Source organism: Thalassobacillus hwangdonensis, assembly GCF_042675915.1.
Classification (GTDB): Bacteria; Bacillota; Bacilli; order Bacillales; family Halobacillaceae; genus Thalassobacillus_A; species Thalassobacillus_A hwangdonensis.
Genome location: NZ_JBHTKL010000005.1, coordinates 572,340 through 587,371 on the forward strand (window position 1 = coordinate 572,340; position 15,032 = coordinate 587,371).

Genomic DNA, 15,032 nt, shown 5'->3' on the forward strand with positions numbered 1-15,032 from the left:
AATGAATCGGGTCTCCTTATAATAGTTATTGATTTTTCGTCAACACTGCACGGATCGTCCGGTAGGAAATCGCTTCAGGAAGTGCTTCCTTCAACGGTTTCAGCTTATCATCGTCCATCTCTTTGTAAGTGGATAATATAAGCGTTTCCGTGTCCTCATCAAACCACTCCGACCAGTCCACGTCTTTTCCTTCACTTGCGGCTTTGAAGATGTGATTTTCAATCGTCATGACGTTCATCCCGCGTTCTTCCGCGATCTCTTCGATTGATTGTCCTTGTTTCCAAGTTTCATAAGTGAGGAGGTGGCTAGGGTGCTGATCCTTTTCTGTCTTCTTTTTAAATGAAGAAGGGGCAGCAAGCCCTTTCGTCGGCATTGCATCAGAGTGGTCCTTCCAAAGCGAAATCCGCTCGAGGAACTTTGCACCATATTGGTCATATTTCTTTTCACCGACACCTTTGATTCGGAGCATATCCTCCTTCTCTTCAGGCAGATATCGGGCGAAGTCTTTCAGTGTCGCATCGGAGAAAATGACATAAGGCGGAAGTTCATGCTGAGCTGCTATATTCTTACGGAATTCCCTCAGTTCATCGAATAGCTCCTCATGATAGTCTACCGTTGTAACTGTATGGGTAGCTTCGACCTTCATCCATACGTTGCGCTTCCCAGTCAGCACTTCCAATGACTTCGGTGTCAACTGCAATGACGGGAACTTGCCTTGTCCTGGATTCAGCAGGTCTTCAGCAGTAAGGAAGTGGATGAAGCTGCTGATTTCTTTTTCAGTGTACTGACCCATCAGCCCATACGTACTCAATTGGTCAAAACGGAACTCCTTCACACGCTTATCGGATGAACCTTTCAACACTTTAGCGGTCATACCGGCGCCGAAGCGTTCACCCATCCGCTTCACGCAGGACAGCACCATTTGCGCTTCCTTCGTCATGTCTTCCTTTTCACCTTCATACTGGCAGTTGGAGCACTTTCCGCATACTTCCCGTTCGGTCTGGTCGTGGAAGTAATCGAGAATGTATTCCTGGAGGCAACGGTGGGTGTGGCAGTAATTCACCATCGCCTGCAGCTTCTCATATTCGACCGCTTTTTTATCTTCTGCCATCTCGGATTGCTCGATCAAATATTTCTGCAGACCGACATCCTGTCCTGAGAAAAGCAGGATACACTCACTCGGTTCTCCATCACGTCCTGCACGACCGGCCTCCTGATAATACGATTCGATGTTCATCGGGACTGCATAGTGGAGTACATACCTGACATTACTTTTATCAATCCCCATCCCGAATGCATTGGTGGCAACCATGATCGTCGTCTTATCCTGGATGAAATCGTTCTGGGCCTGTTTTCGTTCGAGTTCATTCAAGCCTGCATGATACTTACCGGCCTGAAATCCTTTCCTGATTAGAAACTGGTGAATGTAGTCGACATCTTTTCGTGTTGCAGCGTAGATGATCCCGGATTCACTGCTTCTTTCTTTCACATAGCGGCTGAGAAAATCACGCTTGTCCTGACCCTTTACAATACGAAAGGCGAGGTTGTTCCTGGCGAATCCGGTATTGACGACCGCATCATCCTGCACATGGATCAGTCGTTGGATATCTGTAATCACTTCCGTCGTAGCGGTAGCTGTCAATGCCATCACGACAGGGAGGTTGTTCAGTTTATTCAGTGTCGGCACAATCGAGCGATAACTCGGACGGAAGTCATGGCCCCATTGTGAAATACAATGTGCTTCATCAAAAGCGATCAATGATAGCTTGATCGATTGAATAGCCTGTAGAAAAAAGCCGGAATCAAAGCGCTCTGGTGCAACATAGACGAAGGAATAGCGGTTTCGTTTCATATCCTGCAGCCGCTGCCGTTGTTCTTCATTACTTAATGAGCTGTTTATATAGGTTGCAGGAACACCAAGGGCAGTCAAGGCATCCACCTGGTCTTTCATTAAAGAGATTAAAGGGGAGATGATGATTGCTGTTCCATCCATCACCATGCCGGGAATTTGATAACAGATGGATTTTCCTCCACCGGTCGGCATTACGGCAAGTGTGTTCTGCTTATTCATTGCGTGGGATATGACCTGTTCCTGTCCAGGTCTGAAAGAAGGGTATCCGAAATAGTGCTGTAATTGTTGTCTTGCCTGTTCAATCATAAGGATTCTCCTTTGCTTTTCATTATTATATGGTATCACGATTAAAGCCGATGAAATAGATGGAATCTATTTGTTATTTAAGCTTTTTCATAGTATAACTATGGTATAGATAGATTTGAGAAATTTCTGACTACTTTCATTTATTTAGGGAATACACACACTATATTCTAAAATGGGGAGAGGTCCTATGTTGAAAGATTATCAAATCGGTTCATTTTTTGATGAGATGATGAAAGACAGTGATCAACCGAAAGCCCACTACCATCGCTTCCACCAACTGCTTCACCAATTTTCCATCGAACAATTGAAAGAGAAAAACGAGACTGCCCAGCTGAGCTTCCTCAGACAGGGAATCACCTTCACCGTCTATCACGACACCGTCGGCACAGAACGGACGATGCCGTTTGATTTCATACCGATCATCCTTCCTTCAGAAAAATGGCAGAAAATCGAAAAAGGGATCAAACAACGTGTAAAAGCGTTGAACATGTTCTTAGAAGATGTTTATGGAGAACAGAAGATTGTTGAAGACGGCGTCATCCCGAGAGATTTGATCGAACAAAATCCTTATTATTACAAGGAACAAGCCTCCGGTTATTCCATTCCTCATGATAACCACATCTTCCTTGCGGGGATTGACCTAATCCGTGATGAACATGGCGAATATCGAGTTTTGGAAGATAATTTGCGTAATCCTTCTGGGATGTCGTATGTGTTCCAAAATCGATATGTGATGCGTCAGGTTTATCCGGAATTGTTCTTCAAACATTCGATTCGTACCTTGGAGCAACAGCTTTCCGAGCTTCATGCAGCACTTATTTCCCATGTGCCGAAAAACTCAAAGAATCCACATCACCCTTGTGCGGTACTTTTGACACCGGGAGCCTATAACTCCGCCTATTACGACCATGTCTTCCTCGCACAGCAAATGGGAATCGAACTTGTAGAGGGGAGGGACCTCGTTGTCGAAGAGGATGTCGTCTATATGAAAACGATCCGTGGATTGAAGCGGATCGACATCATCTATCGCAGAATCGATGATGACTTCCTCGATCCAGAAGCCTTCCGTCCGGATTCCGCTTTGGGGGTCAAAGGTCTGTTGAGAGCTTATAAAAAAGGGAATGTAGCAATTTTGAACGGAATCGGGAATGGTGTTGCGGATGACAAAGCAATGTATGCCTATGTACCGAAGATGATCGAATATTACCTAGGCGAGTCTCCAATCATACCTAACGTGGAAACCTATTTCCTGAGAGATGCGGATCAGTTGGATTACGTATTGGAGCATTTAGAAGAACTTGTTGTTAAAAATGTCGGGGCTTCCGGTGGGTATGACATGCTGATCGGTCCTCATGCCTCTGCAGAAGAAATTGAGATTTTCCGAGAAAAAATCATCGAAAATCCGAAGCAATACATTGCGCAGCCTACCATCAAGCTGTCGCGTGCACCATCCTTTCAGAGCGATCGTTTCTATCCATGTCATGTCGACCTACGTATTTTTGTCATGAGTGGCGAAGACAGCCACGTCTTGCCCGGCGGGCTTTCGAGGGTTGCTTTGAAAGAAGGATCGCTCGTCGTCAACTCATCACAAGGCGGCGGCGGGAAGGATACATGGGTGTTACAGGAAGGGGGAGATGGGCATGCTTAGTCGTGTAGCGGATGCACTATATTGGATGGCGAGGAACCTGGAACGAGCAGAGAACAACTCCCGGGTATTGTCGGTTCAGCTCATCAGTATGCTGGAGGCGGATGAAGCGACGATGCTGGATCAGGACTGGGAGGAAATCATCGAAATTTCAGCATCTCTTGCTGATTATCATACCCGTTACGGGAAGCTTGAGGCAACGGATATCATCCAATATTTAGCTTTTTCGGGGTCGAATATGAACTCCGTTGTCAACTGCATGACCTACGCAAGGGAAAACGCCAAGGCGACCAGGGACATGATTCCCGAGCAGTTGTGGGAGGTCATCAATGGGTACTACCTGGACTTGGCCGCAGTACGAAAAGAAAATGCAACAATTCAGGAAGTGCAGCAGTTCCTTAATGATACGAATCACACATCAATGGCGGCGCAGGGAGTTGTCGAATCTACAATGACACGTGGTGTCCCTTACACCTTCATTAAAATAGGAAAGTGGATGGAACGTGCAGAAAAGACTGCCCGTATCCTGAATGTCGTTTGTGAAAAGGCATTGAAGGAGAACGATACGAATAAGGAGATGCACTTTTATAATTGGCTTACCGCACTTCGGATGGTGAATGGTCATGATGCATACATCAAAGAAAACCCGCCGACGATGCATTCGAAGGATGTTTTAGCGTTCATCATCAGTGAAGCTACTTTTCCGAGATCCATCAAGTACTGCATGGACCATGTGATGGAAGCGATTGAGAACCTGGAAAGAGGGAAAGTGAGTCATTATTCCGAGCAATTATTCGAGGAGTTATCTTCTATTCATCAGACGTTTTCTGAAATGGATATTGGAGAACTTTCCTTGCAGGAACTGATGGCGTTTCTGGATCGTTTTCAGAACCAGTGCTTGGAGGTCAGCAGGATCTTTTCTGAAACCTATTATTTGATCGAACCTCTTGAGATGAGGTAAGTCACCAAGGGAGACGGAGGAAAAGCAGTATGAAGTATCAGATTGAACATACGAATATTTTCCATTATGAAAATTTCGTCGATCAGAGCATGAACCATATCCGGTTGAAACCAAGAACAGATGAATGTCAGCGCCTTTTATACTATTGGACGACGATTACACCTGCTTCTGTTACGAAGGAGCATACCGACTTATGGGGCAATAACGTCGAGACATTTTTCATTCCGGAAAAGCACCATCATTTGACCGTAACGACAAATGCCACGGTCAGCATCCAGAAGAGTCCATTGATTCACATGATCCAGTACACTGATGAAATGAAGGAAATCTTTCACTCGGAACTGTTCAAAGGTCATTATCTAGCTTATTTAAACGAAACACCATATACCTTCCTTTATAAAAGTCAGATCAAGGATATCGTCGAAGCAGTCGGAAACCCCGAGGACCCTGTGCGTTTTCCGATTGACCTGATGGCATATATCCATCAATCAGTCGGGTATGATACGATTGCAACGCATGTGAATACGAAAGCATACGAATCATGGCCACTAAAAAAAGGCGTATGCCAGGATTATGCCCATGTCATGCTTGGAGTGCTTCGGGCCCAGGGAATCCCTGCCCGATATGTCAGCGGCTATTTGTACGTTGGAGAAAGTTCTGCGCTTATCGGTGATGCAGCTACCCATGCATGGGTGGAAGTGATGATACCGGGAATTGGGTGGGTAGGTCTCGATCCGACGAATAACGTGGAAGCGCTCGAAAATCATATCCGGATTGGAACCGGACGGGACTATGCCGATGTAAGCCCACTGCAAGGAGTGTACCGCGGCGGTAAGCATACCCTCGATGTCAAAGTCAGTGTCAAGCTGCTGCAGCAATAAATGGTGTAGGGAGTACCGGCGACTTTTTTGGGTTTCCGGCAACTTTTCCGGTTTATCGGCGAGTATCGTGATTTTCCGGCGACTTTGTGTCGAATACCGGCGCCATTACGGATTTTCCGGCGACCAGCCGAAGCATAAGAAGCCAGGAAAGGAATTGCCCTTTCCTGGCTTCTTTTCAATTACTTTCTACAGTTTTTGGCTGAAGGAACAAGTGGAACATTCCGCCGACCAAAGCTCCTACGAACGCGGGAACAATCCAACCCAGTCCCACACCGAAGAATGGCAATTGAGCCATCATCGGCTCATAGGCAGTCATATCGATTCCGAATGCAGCCAAGCCATCATAGATGCTTACAAAGGCTGTCGTAAGAATTGCTCCACGGTAAACGTAAGGAGAACCATTGAACAGACGATGCGCAAACGTAAGAATGATCAGGACAATTGCAATTGGATAGATGAACACAAGCACCGGTACAGAATAGGCGATGATCTGGTTCAATCCGATATTTGCAATGGAAAAGCTTATTAAAGTAATAACGGTGATGACAAGACGATATGATAATGCAGGGAAAATTTCATGGAAGAACTGGCCACACGCAACCGTCAGTCCGACACAGGTCGTAAAGCATGCGAGTGCAACAATGATTCCTAATAGAAGCGTGCCAGGCTGTCCATACATCAATGATGCAGCACTGGAGAGAATTTCTCCTCCATTTGCATATTCTCCATTGGTTGCCATCTTGGCACCGATCCATCCGATTGATGCATATACGGTGGTCAATCCGATTGCCGTGACTGCTCCAACTTTCAATGTGAACTTCGTCATTTGCTTAGGATCACTGACGCCGCGATCCTTCAATGCTTGGATGACGATGATACCGAACGCCAATGCTGCAATGGCATCCATCGTCAAGTACCCTTCAAGAAAACCGGTAAAGAAAGGGGAGGACTCGTATTTTTCTGTCGGTGCCTGCAGGGAACCATCAAGGAAAAAGAAGCTTCCGATCACAAGACCTATTATTGCCAGCAAAAGTGCTGGTGTAAGGAACTGACCGACGCGGTCCACAAGCTTCGATGGGTTCAGACTCACCCAGAAGACCAAAAGGAAAAAGATGATCGAATAGATCAGCAACGTGCCAGTGGAAACATCAGTGAAAGGGACAACACCCATTTCATAAGCGACATTAGCAGCTCTCGGAATTCCGAAAAATGGTCCGATTGCTAAATATACGATAGAAGTAAAGATGATTCCGAATAATGGGTGGACCCTGCTTCCTAATTCTACTGCCCCATTCTTAACGAATGAGATAGCAGCAACTGTAATCACCGGGATGCCTACACCGGTCAATACGAACCCGGCGATCGCTGCCCAATAGGAAGTACCTGCTTCTATGCCAAGAAACGGGGGATAGATTAAGTTTCCTGCCCCGAAAAATAACGCAAATAACATGAATCCGATAATCACTGTATCTTTCGTTCTCATATGTTTTCCTCCTCTGTCAAATGATGGATGAGCAAATAAAAAAGCCCATCCCTAAATCAAGGGACGAGCACTGCTCGCGTTACCACCCTAGTTCAGACAATACGTCTGCACTCTGTTCACATCACGTGTGCATTGATAACGGGATACCGCCCGTTCTGGTCTACTGAAATTCAACCGGAAATCTCGGAGCTGATCATTCAAGGATCACAGCTGTTGGCTCGCACCATCCGCCAATTCTCTGATGTCTGATTCGATACTTGAAAAGGCTCGTCATCGATGTATTTGAAAGGATTGTTATGTGAAATTACCTTCGTAATCGTATCAATGTCAAAAAATTTTGTCAACGGAATTTTTTAAAATTTTCGATGTTAGTAATTCCCATATAGGAAACGCTTACAAATAAAGAGCATTATAACAGTTGAATATTCAGTGAACAATATAGTTTACATTCTATAGGGTGACAGATAGAATGATTCTATATCCATGGAAAATACGTGAAAAAAGCTATATATACAACGTTAAAGGGAGTTGTCACATGATCGATTCCATCTTGTTAGTATTCATGATCATCGGCCTTTTGGGGATTGGTTCGCAGTGGGTTGCCTGGAGGTACCGTTTGCCTGCAATCGTCATCATGTCCATTGCCGGGCTATTGGCTGGTCCCATCTTGGGATTCTTCAACCCTGAACAGGACTTCGGTGATTTATATAAACCGATCATATCCATGGCAGTCGCCATCATCCTTTTTGAGGGGAGTTTGAACCTCAACTTCAAGGAGATTAAGGGACTTGGTCGTCCGGTGTTCCGGATTGTGACATTGGGCGCATTCATCAGCTGGATCCTTGGTTCGCTTGCAGCACACTATGTTGCAGGCTTGTCATGGCCGGTCGCTTTCGTCATCGGGGGCTTGTTCATCGTTACAGGTCCGACGGTCATCCTGCCGCTATTACGACAGGCAAAATTGAAACCTCGTCCTGCAAAGATTTTAAAATGGGAAGGGATCATCGTAGATCCGATCGGTGCGTTATTAGCCGTGTTCGCTTATGAAATCATTGTATTTCTGATGGGAACCGAGCTGAACCCATCTGTCCTGATCCTTTTCTTCCTTGCTTCCGCGTTTGCAGTCCTCCTTGGATGGGCTTGCGGTAAAGGGGTTGGATGGATGTTTGAGGTCGGCTATGTGCCGGAGTTCCTCAAATCACCATTTGTATTTGTCGTGGTCATCGCATGTTTTACAATTGCAGATGAAGTCACGCACGAAACAGGACTGCTTTCTGTCACAGCGATGGGGATGACCCTTGCGAATATGCGCGTCTCTTCTGTTGCAGAAATGCGTCATTTCAAAGAAAATATCTCATTATTACTTATTTCCACCATCTTTGTCATGTTGACCGCTTCATTGACTTGGGACACATTGATGGAGATATTCAATCTTGAAATCATCGGCTTCGTGTTATTGATGCTGTTCTTTGTAAGGCCATTATCCATCTGGCTTTCCACAATCGGAACCGACTTGAGAAAATCTGAAAAGCTGCTTGTAGGCTGGATTGCACCAAGAGGAATAGTCGCACTCGCTGTTTCCAGTTATTTTGCTGCGGTACTGTTGGAGGAAGGGTTTGAAGACGCATCGATTCTGACTTCACTTACTTTCGCACTGGTGTTCTTTACTGTTGTAGCACATGGATTTTCGATTGAATGGCTGGCGAAAAAACTCAATCTTTCAATGGAGGGGCCACCTGGAGTAGTAATTACAGGAGGGAGTACCTTGTCAGCTGAGCTTGGCAAGACGTTTAAGGAAATCGATGTACCAGTCGTCATTGCTGATTCTTCATGGGAGCGACTGCATAAGGTCAGAGGTGTAGGCATCAAATCCTACCATGGAGAGATATTATCCGAACAAACCGACTATCACCTAGACTTGACGCCTTATGAATATTTGATTGCTGCTACCGAATACGATTCTTATAATGCACTCGTATGTACGACCTTCATTCCTGAATTCGGAAGGAATAACTTGTATCAGCTTAGTCTGCAGAACCGCCAGGGTGACGACCTTGGAGATATGGGCCACACTATCGGCGGCAGGATCTTGTTCAATGAAGCTGCTACTTGGGAAAGCCTTAACCAGAAAATTGAAAATGGTTATGTTTTCCGTAAAACGAACATTACAGCACAGTACACATTCAAGGACCATGAAAAGAATATGGATGAAGAAACCATTCTGTTGTTTGTGAAAAAGCCGTCCAACAAACTGCAATTCTTCACGACGGAGATGAGCCCTCGAGTAGAAGAGGGGGACATCATCGTCAGTCTGATGCCACCAAGCAAGGAATTTGGCAGGATTCAGGAAAAATTGGAAGAACAGCGGAATAACCACTCATAACAAAGAAAAAGCGGACCTTCGGAAGGTCCGCTTTTTTACACTTTAAGAAAGTTTAACTTTATTAAAGGAATAAAGTATAAGAAAATACTAAGGCTTTCGCCATAAGTACTAGGCGACAAGCCAAGTTTTATAATCGCTTATTCTTTTTTGGCAAGCTCTTCATTCAACTCTTTCAGCTGCTGTTCCATCCTTGCCAGTTGTGCTTCAGCTTTGGCAACGTTCCCGCCAGCCGCTTCAAGCTTATCTAAATCTCCCTGAATCCGGATATAATCGAATTTCAATTCTGCAATTTCATCTTTCAGTTCCTGCTTTGTCATGCGATCACCTCGAAAAAAATCTATTGTAGTACTTCCTTTCATTGTGATATAGTAATTTCAATTTATCAAGTGGAGGGGGAGGTAATATGAAAATTATTGTTCACGAAGATCCTGTAGCCTTTTTGAGAAAAGTCGAGCCGATGCTACTGGAGGAAGAAGCATTGAATAATCTTCCGTTAGGTATTGTTGGCAGAATGAGGGACTCAGCGGGAGGGGCACATTTACTGACGGTGGAAGATGAAGGTGAAGTCGTCTTCATGGCGATGCAGACACCTAATCACAATTGGATTTTACCAGCAGGTAATGGAAATGCGGAGGCTGTAGAGAGGTTAGCAGACTACATTCACGAACATAGCTTTGAAGTGCCGGGAGTCATTGGTGATGAGGCTTCAGCTGGGCTGTTTGCAACCAAATGGAATAAGCTCTCCGGACAAGAGCCGCAACTACATATGAACCAGCTTATCTACAAACTTACGGCACTTAAGAGTCCATTGAAAGCACCGGGGTTTCTTCGGGTGGCTGCACCAGCAGACAAAGCATTGATCATCAATTGGCTCGATTTATTCGGAGTGGAGACAGGTGAAATCTCCATCAGAGAAAATGCCGATGAAATGGCTGAACGAATGATCGATCAACAGACGATGCATCTCTGGGTCGTGAAAGGGGAACCAGTGTCCATGGTCAATCAGTCAAGAAGTACGAAGCATGGTGCGACGATCAATGCTGTCTATACCCCTGATAAACATAAACGGAAGGGTTATGCCTCCAATGCAGTCCATGCCCTGACAGAGAAGCTGCTCAATCAAGGCTATGCCTTCTGCAGTCTCTACACCGATGCTGCGAATCCTACATCCAACTCGATTTACTCCAAAATCGGTTACGAACCAATCGGAAAATCCATCGTTTATCGGTTCTGATTCCAAGTCTTGTCTATACTAAAGGTTTTGGAATAGTGGTAATTTTAGTTTTCAAGGGGATAAATTTGGTGTAGCGTAGTAAATATACGAAGACTCCAGCGGGAATAGCACGAGTCCGAAGACCCCACAGGGAAGCGTTTTTTGCTTCCTGAGGAGGCTGAGGCCGTGCCCGCGGAAAGCGGAGTATATTGACGAAGCGAAATTTTTCTATATGAAAGACCCGATCAAATTCGACTGAATTGATCATGTCTTATTTGAATTACTATTCTTTTTTAATCCTTTAGTTTAGTGGCTCCCATTTTTCCGTCTGCTTTCTGAAATCATTCAGCGTCAGGAAGAAAACTAGGATGAACAAAGCACTTGAAAGCTTGAACAAGGTTGCCGTTTCAACAAAGTTATAAACAAAACCGAGCAGGAACGCACTCAGGCCAATTCCAAGATCGATGGAAGAATAAAACATACCATTTGCGATTCCACTGCGTGCTGTAGTTGTTTTTGAGATGACCCACGCTTGGAATGCAGGCATCATCGAACCGAATCCTAAGCCGAACAATGCTCCTGCAATCACTAGATCCAAGTTGCTGTCGGCGAGCGCCAGCACCCACATGGCAATGAAAGTAAGTGTTGTACAAGCCATGATCAATTTCCAAGGACCGTGACGATCGAAATATTTCCCTGTCATCGGACGGGAAGCGGTAGCGAGTAATGCATTGAACAGGTAGAAAAGGTAGGTGCCTTCCAGCCCTTGTTCATTTCCGAAAATGACGATGTAGGTCACAATCGCTCCGTATCCAAAGGTCGCAAAGAACGTGACCATCGCAGGATACCAGCTTCTTTTTTCAATCAACGAACCCATAAATGAAAAGCGCTGCGGGCTTTTCCTGTTTTCAAGGACGCTTTCCGGGGTGTGGAACTTGGTTAACGAGAACATTCCGAGTGCGATGATTCCAAGCGCCGCCGATACCCAAATCAGCGTATTGAAGGTGTAATTTTGATAAATATAGATTCCGAGACTCGGTGCAATGATCATCCCTACCGTTACGGAAAGACTGAAGTATCCCATTCCTTCTCCAACACGACGGCGGGGCACAATGTCCACTGCTGCAGTTCCGTTCGAAGTTGTACTCCATCCCCAGGCAAGACCATGTGCGAACCGAAGAATCAGAAGAATGACGACAACTTGGGTGAACGGGTAAAGCACTGTCATGACAAGTAAGGAAAAGGATCCGATCATTACCATCCATTTCCTCGCTTGCGTCATCAGAATATGACCGATGAAAGGCCGGATCAGGATGGCAGCAATTGAAAACAATGTAGTGACAAGCCCAATTTGAACCTTACTAGCACCGATGGATTCGATGTAGGGTGGAAGGTTCGGTAAGATCATTTGAAAACTCATGAATGTGAACAGATTGGCAAGTAACAAAAAGATGAACGGCCACGTCCAAAGTTTCGGTTTTTGTAGTTCCATATATGTTTCTCCTTTGATGACAACTCTAATAAACTCTCATCATTCTATCAGACCAATGCATTCCAAACCATTAAACGGCTTGAAACAGAAAAGGTGCGTCACGGAAAGGTAACGCACCTGAATTCTATGCTTCCTGATGTTTGCGGTTCTGCCATTCATGATAAAAGTGGCTGACAATCGTCTTGAACACTGCATAAGCCGGGATGACAAACAGTAGTCCAAGAAAGCCTGCAATGCTTCCAGCCGCCAGGATCAAAGTAATGATCGTCAACGGATGGATGCTTAAAGCCTTCCCCATGACGTTCGGAGAAATGAAATTCCCTTCGATTTGCTGGGCGACGACCATGATTATGACCACATATACGGCCATGATTGGTTCTTGGAAAAGCGCAACAAGGATTGCCGGAATCACCGCCAGGAATGGACCAATAAATGGAATGATATTTGTCACCATCGCAAAAAGTGCCAAGGTCAGTGCATAGTCAAGTTGAATGATCAGATAGCCCACTAAAAGCAGCACACCTACAAAGAAGCTGACGAGCAGCTGCCCCTGTATGAAAGACTTTAACGTATGGTCGACAGCTTTTGCTAAACGCTCGAAGCTGTTACCTACCTTATCACTCAAATACTGACGGATGAATGGGACAAGCTTTTCTCCATCTTTCAATAGGAAAAATAAGAAAAATGGAATCAGTACCAGTGCAAATACAAATCCGACCAGCTGGCTGATGAACATGATGATCATGGATGTAGCATCCTGAGCATACTTTTCTACATTGTTCATGATGTTATCGACATTCACTGATTCGGTTATCTGTGAAGGGATGATATTCTGGTTGCTTTGCCAATACACAATCAGGTTCTGGACGGCATCCACCATTTTCGGAAGATTATCGATCAGTCGAGAGAATTGCTGTTGTGCAATCGGTGCAATGAAATTCGCTATGATGAATCCGACAAGGACTAAGAGTAGGAAGACTCCCAGTATTGCTGCAAGTCGTGGAACTTTATAACGTTCTAGAAAATACATGACAGGTCTTGTGATGTAGTATAGGATCCCCGCGCCTATCATCGGAACTGCAACTGCACCAATGTAGGCCCACAGTGGGTCAAAAATGAAGTCGATGGCCGAAAGCAGATAAATGAACAATGCGATCAGAATGGCCATGACCAATAGTTGAAACGAACGCTTATGTACCAAAAACAACACACACCTTTTTTAAGAATTTATCACTCTTTGTAATACTGAATTCAATTAATAAAGGAATTCGACCTCTTTAATAGAATTATATACCAAAAAGCTAAGTGGGGAGAGAGAAATGATGCAATTTTTATACCGTTTGGAACTATTACCCGAATTTGCGGATGAGACAACATGGTCAGCTAAAGAAGAGGAAGTTGTGGGAGATCATTTTAACTATTTAAAATCGTTGAATGAAAAAGGGACAGTGGCTCTTGCTGGTCGCACGCTTGTGGAAGGGGACGGGAAGTTCGGCATCGTCATCCTCCAAGCGGAAACAGAGGAGGAAGCCAACGAAATTATGGAAAATGATCCTGCTGTTTCAGGAAGGCTGATGCAGGCGACACTTTATCCATTCCAGATCGCTCTTTCATAAAATGTGGAAAAACACGCATATTTTTTTTCTGAATGGGAATACCAAAAGTATAGCAGCTATCAAATGAATAGTACGTCATGTGGTGGGTTCACATTTTTATTGACTTTCCCGACCATCATGGTATGATGATTTCAATCATATTTCCTTACTTAAAGGGGAGTAGCTTGGAACAGTAAAGTCGTCATTTCGGGAATTTCCCCGGCTTTACTGGCAACGGATGTTGTAAGCGAGACCTTTACCACCGTGGTAAAGGTCTGTTTTTTTGGTCTTTACCGTGCAGGTGGAGACCATTTTTTATTTTCGAAGGAGAGAGAACGAATGGATGCACAACTGTTATTGGAATACGGATGGGTCTTGATTGTACTCGTAGGATTGGAAGGGATATTGGCAGCAGACAATGCCCTCGTCCTGGCGATCATGGTCAAACATTTGCCGGAAGAAAAACGAAAAAAAGCACTTTTCTATGGACTATTCGGAGCTTTTGTCTTAAGGTTTGGATCCTTATTCATCATTTCCTTCCTCGTCGACGTCTGGCAGGTGCAGGCGATCGGAGCAGCATACCTGTTGTTCATCTCGATCAAGCACTTGTGGGACAAATGGCGTAAAGGGGATAAAGGGCATGAAGATGAAGAAAAAGAAGAAGGAGATGGTCCAGGATTCTGGACTACCGTTTTCAAGGTCGAACTTGCTGACCTTGCATTCGCAGTCGACTCGATCCTTGCCGCAGTAGCACTTGCGGTTGCATTGCCTGAAACAGCATTACCTAATGTAGGAAGTCTTGATGGCGGACAGTTTGCGGTAGTGTTGGCAGGTGGTATGATTGGAATCATCATCATGCGTTATGCAGCGAACATTTTCGTCAACTTGTTGAAAACCCGTCCCGGGCTTGAAGTTGCTGCATTCGTCATCGTCGGATGGGTTGGTGTGAAACTGCTAGTCCAAGTATTGGCACACCCGAATGTCCAAGTGCTGGATGAGCATTTCTCCCATTCAGCAGGATGGAAAATCACCTTCTACGTAATTCTTGTATTGATTGCATTAGGTGGCTGGTTCCTATCTCCTAAAAAAGAAGTGGAACAAGAAACTAATAGCTGATCAAAGAAGTCGTGCCGAACAGGCACGGCTTTTTTTATTCTTAGTAGGTACTTGGCGACACTGCAGTTTTTTAAATGCAGGAACAATGTCAGTAAAGGGAGAATG

General features: G+C 44.9%; 12 protein-coding genes and 1 other annotated feature. Of the genes, 7 read left to right on the forward strand and 5 right to left on the reverse strand.

Annotation, left to right across the window (positions count from 1 at the left end; genetic code table 11):
* Positions 1-25: 25 nt before the first annotated feature.
* Complete coding sequence (gene recQ, locus ACFQ2J_RS12380) at positions 26-2,158, reverse strand: DNA helicase RecQ (protein ID WP_386060771.1); 2,133 nt, start codon at positions 2,156-2,158, stop codon at positions 26-28.
* A 187-nt stretch (positions 2,159-2,345) separates the two neighbouring features.
* On the opposite strand from recQ, the gene ACFQ2J_RS12385 reads away from it, so the two are divergent.
* The 3 genes from ACFQ2J_RS12385 to ACFQ2J_RS12395 are packed head-to-tail and all read left to right on the forward strand — an operon-like array spanning position 2,346 to position 5,645.
* A complete protein-coding gene (locus ACFQ2J_RS12385) occupies positions 2,346-3,806 on the forward strand; it encodes a circularly permuted type 2 ATP-grasp protein (protein WP_386060774.1) in 1,461 nt (486 codons plus the stop codon).
* Complete coding sequence (locus ACFQ2J_RS12390; protein ID WP_386060776.1) at positions 3,799-4,764, forward strand: alpha-E domain-containing protein; 966 nt, start codon at positions 3,799-3,801, stop codon at positions 4,762-4,764. Before ACFQ2J_RS12385 ends, ACFQ2J_RS12390 begins: the two co-directional genes overlap by 8 nt.
* Positions 4,765-4,793: 29 nt before the next feature.
* Positions 4,794-5,645, forward strand: a complete 852-nt coding sequence (locus ACFQ2J_RS12395; protein ID WP_386060779.1) for a transglutaminase family protein — start codon at positions 4,794-4,796, stop codon at positions 5,643-5,645.
* A 175-nt stretch (positions 5,646-5,820) separates the two neighbouring features.
* Here the strand turns inward: ACFQ2J_RS12395 and brnQ are convergent, their stop codons facing one another.
* On the reverse strand, positions 5,821-7,128 hold the full coding sequence (brnQ, locus tag ACFQ2J_RS12400) for a branched-chain amino acid transport system II carrier protein (protein WP_386060781.1): 1,308 nt from the start codon (positions 7,126-7,128) through the stop codon (positions 5,821-5,823).
* Between the two features lie 56 nt (positions 7,129-7,184).
* Positions 7,185-7,411: a binding site (T-box leader), on the reverse strand.
* Positions 7,412-7,663: 252 nt separating this feature from the next.
* Here brnQ and ACFQ2J_RS12405 point away from each other — a divergent pair.
* Positions 7,664-9,511, forward strand: a complete 1,848-nt coding sequence (locus ACFQ2J_RS12405; RefSeq protein WP_386060783.1) for a cation:proton antiporter — start codon at positions 7,664-7,666, stop codon at positions 9,509-9,511.
* Between the two features lie 137 nt (positions 9,512-9,648).
* Here ACFQ2J_RS12405 and ACFQ2J_RS12410 read toward each other — a convergent pair whose 3' ends face one another.
* Positions 9,649-9,828: an SE1832 family protein gene (locus ACFQ2J_RS12410; RefSeq protein ID WP_386060786.1), complete on the reverse strand. Its 180-nt coding sequence runs from the start codon at positions 9,826-9,828 to the stop codon at positions 9,649-9,651.
* Positions 9,829-9,914: 86 nt separating this feature from the next.
* Here ACFQ2J_RS12410 and ACFQ2J_RS12415 point away from each other — a divergent pair, with 86 nt between their 5' ends.
* Positions 9,915-10,745, forward strand: coding sequence for a GNAT family N-acetyltransferase (locus ACFQ2J_RS12415; protein ID WP_386060788.1), 831 nt, complete (start codon positions 9,915-9,917; stop codon positions 10,743-10,745).
* A 280-nt stretch (positions 10,746-11,025) separates the two neighbouring features.
* Here the strand turns inward: ACFQ2J_RS12415 and ACFQ2J_RS12420 are convergent, their stop codons facing one another.
* Complete coding sequence (locus tag ACFQ2J_RS12420) at positions 11,026-12,216, reverse strand: MFS transporter (protein ID WP_386060791.1); 1,191 nt, start codon at positions 12,214-12,216, stop codon at positions 11,026-11,028.
* A 124-nt stretch (positions 12,217-12,340) separates the two neighbouring features.
* Complete coding sequence (locus ACFQ2J_RS12425) at positions 12,341-13,426, reverse strand: AI-2E family transporter (RefSeq protein WP_386060794.1); 1,086 nt, start codon at positions 13,424-13,426, stop codon at positions 12,341-12,343.
* 109 nt (positions 13,427-13,535) lie between these two features.
* On the opposite strand from ACFQ2J_RS12425, the gene ACFQ2J_RS12430 reads away from it, so the two are divergent.
* Both ACFQ2J_RS12430 and ACFQ2J_RS12435 read left to right on the forward strand, forming a co-directional pair.
* Positions 13,536-13,832: a YciI family protein gene (locus ACFQ2J_RS12430; protein WP_386060797.1), complete on the forward strand. Its 297-nt coding sequence runs from the start codon at positions 13,536-13,538 to the stop codon at positions 13,830-13,832.
* 318 nt (positions 13,833-14,150) lie between these two features.
* Complete coding sequence (locus ACFQ2J_RS12435) at positions 14,151-14,927, forward strand: TerC family protein (protein ID WP_386060800.1); 777 nt, start codon at positions 14,151-14,153, stop codon at positions 14,925-14,927.
* The last annotated feature ends 105 nt before the right edge of the window (positions 14,928-15,032 follow it).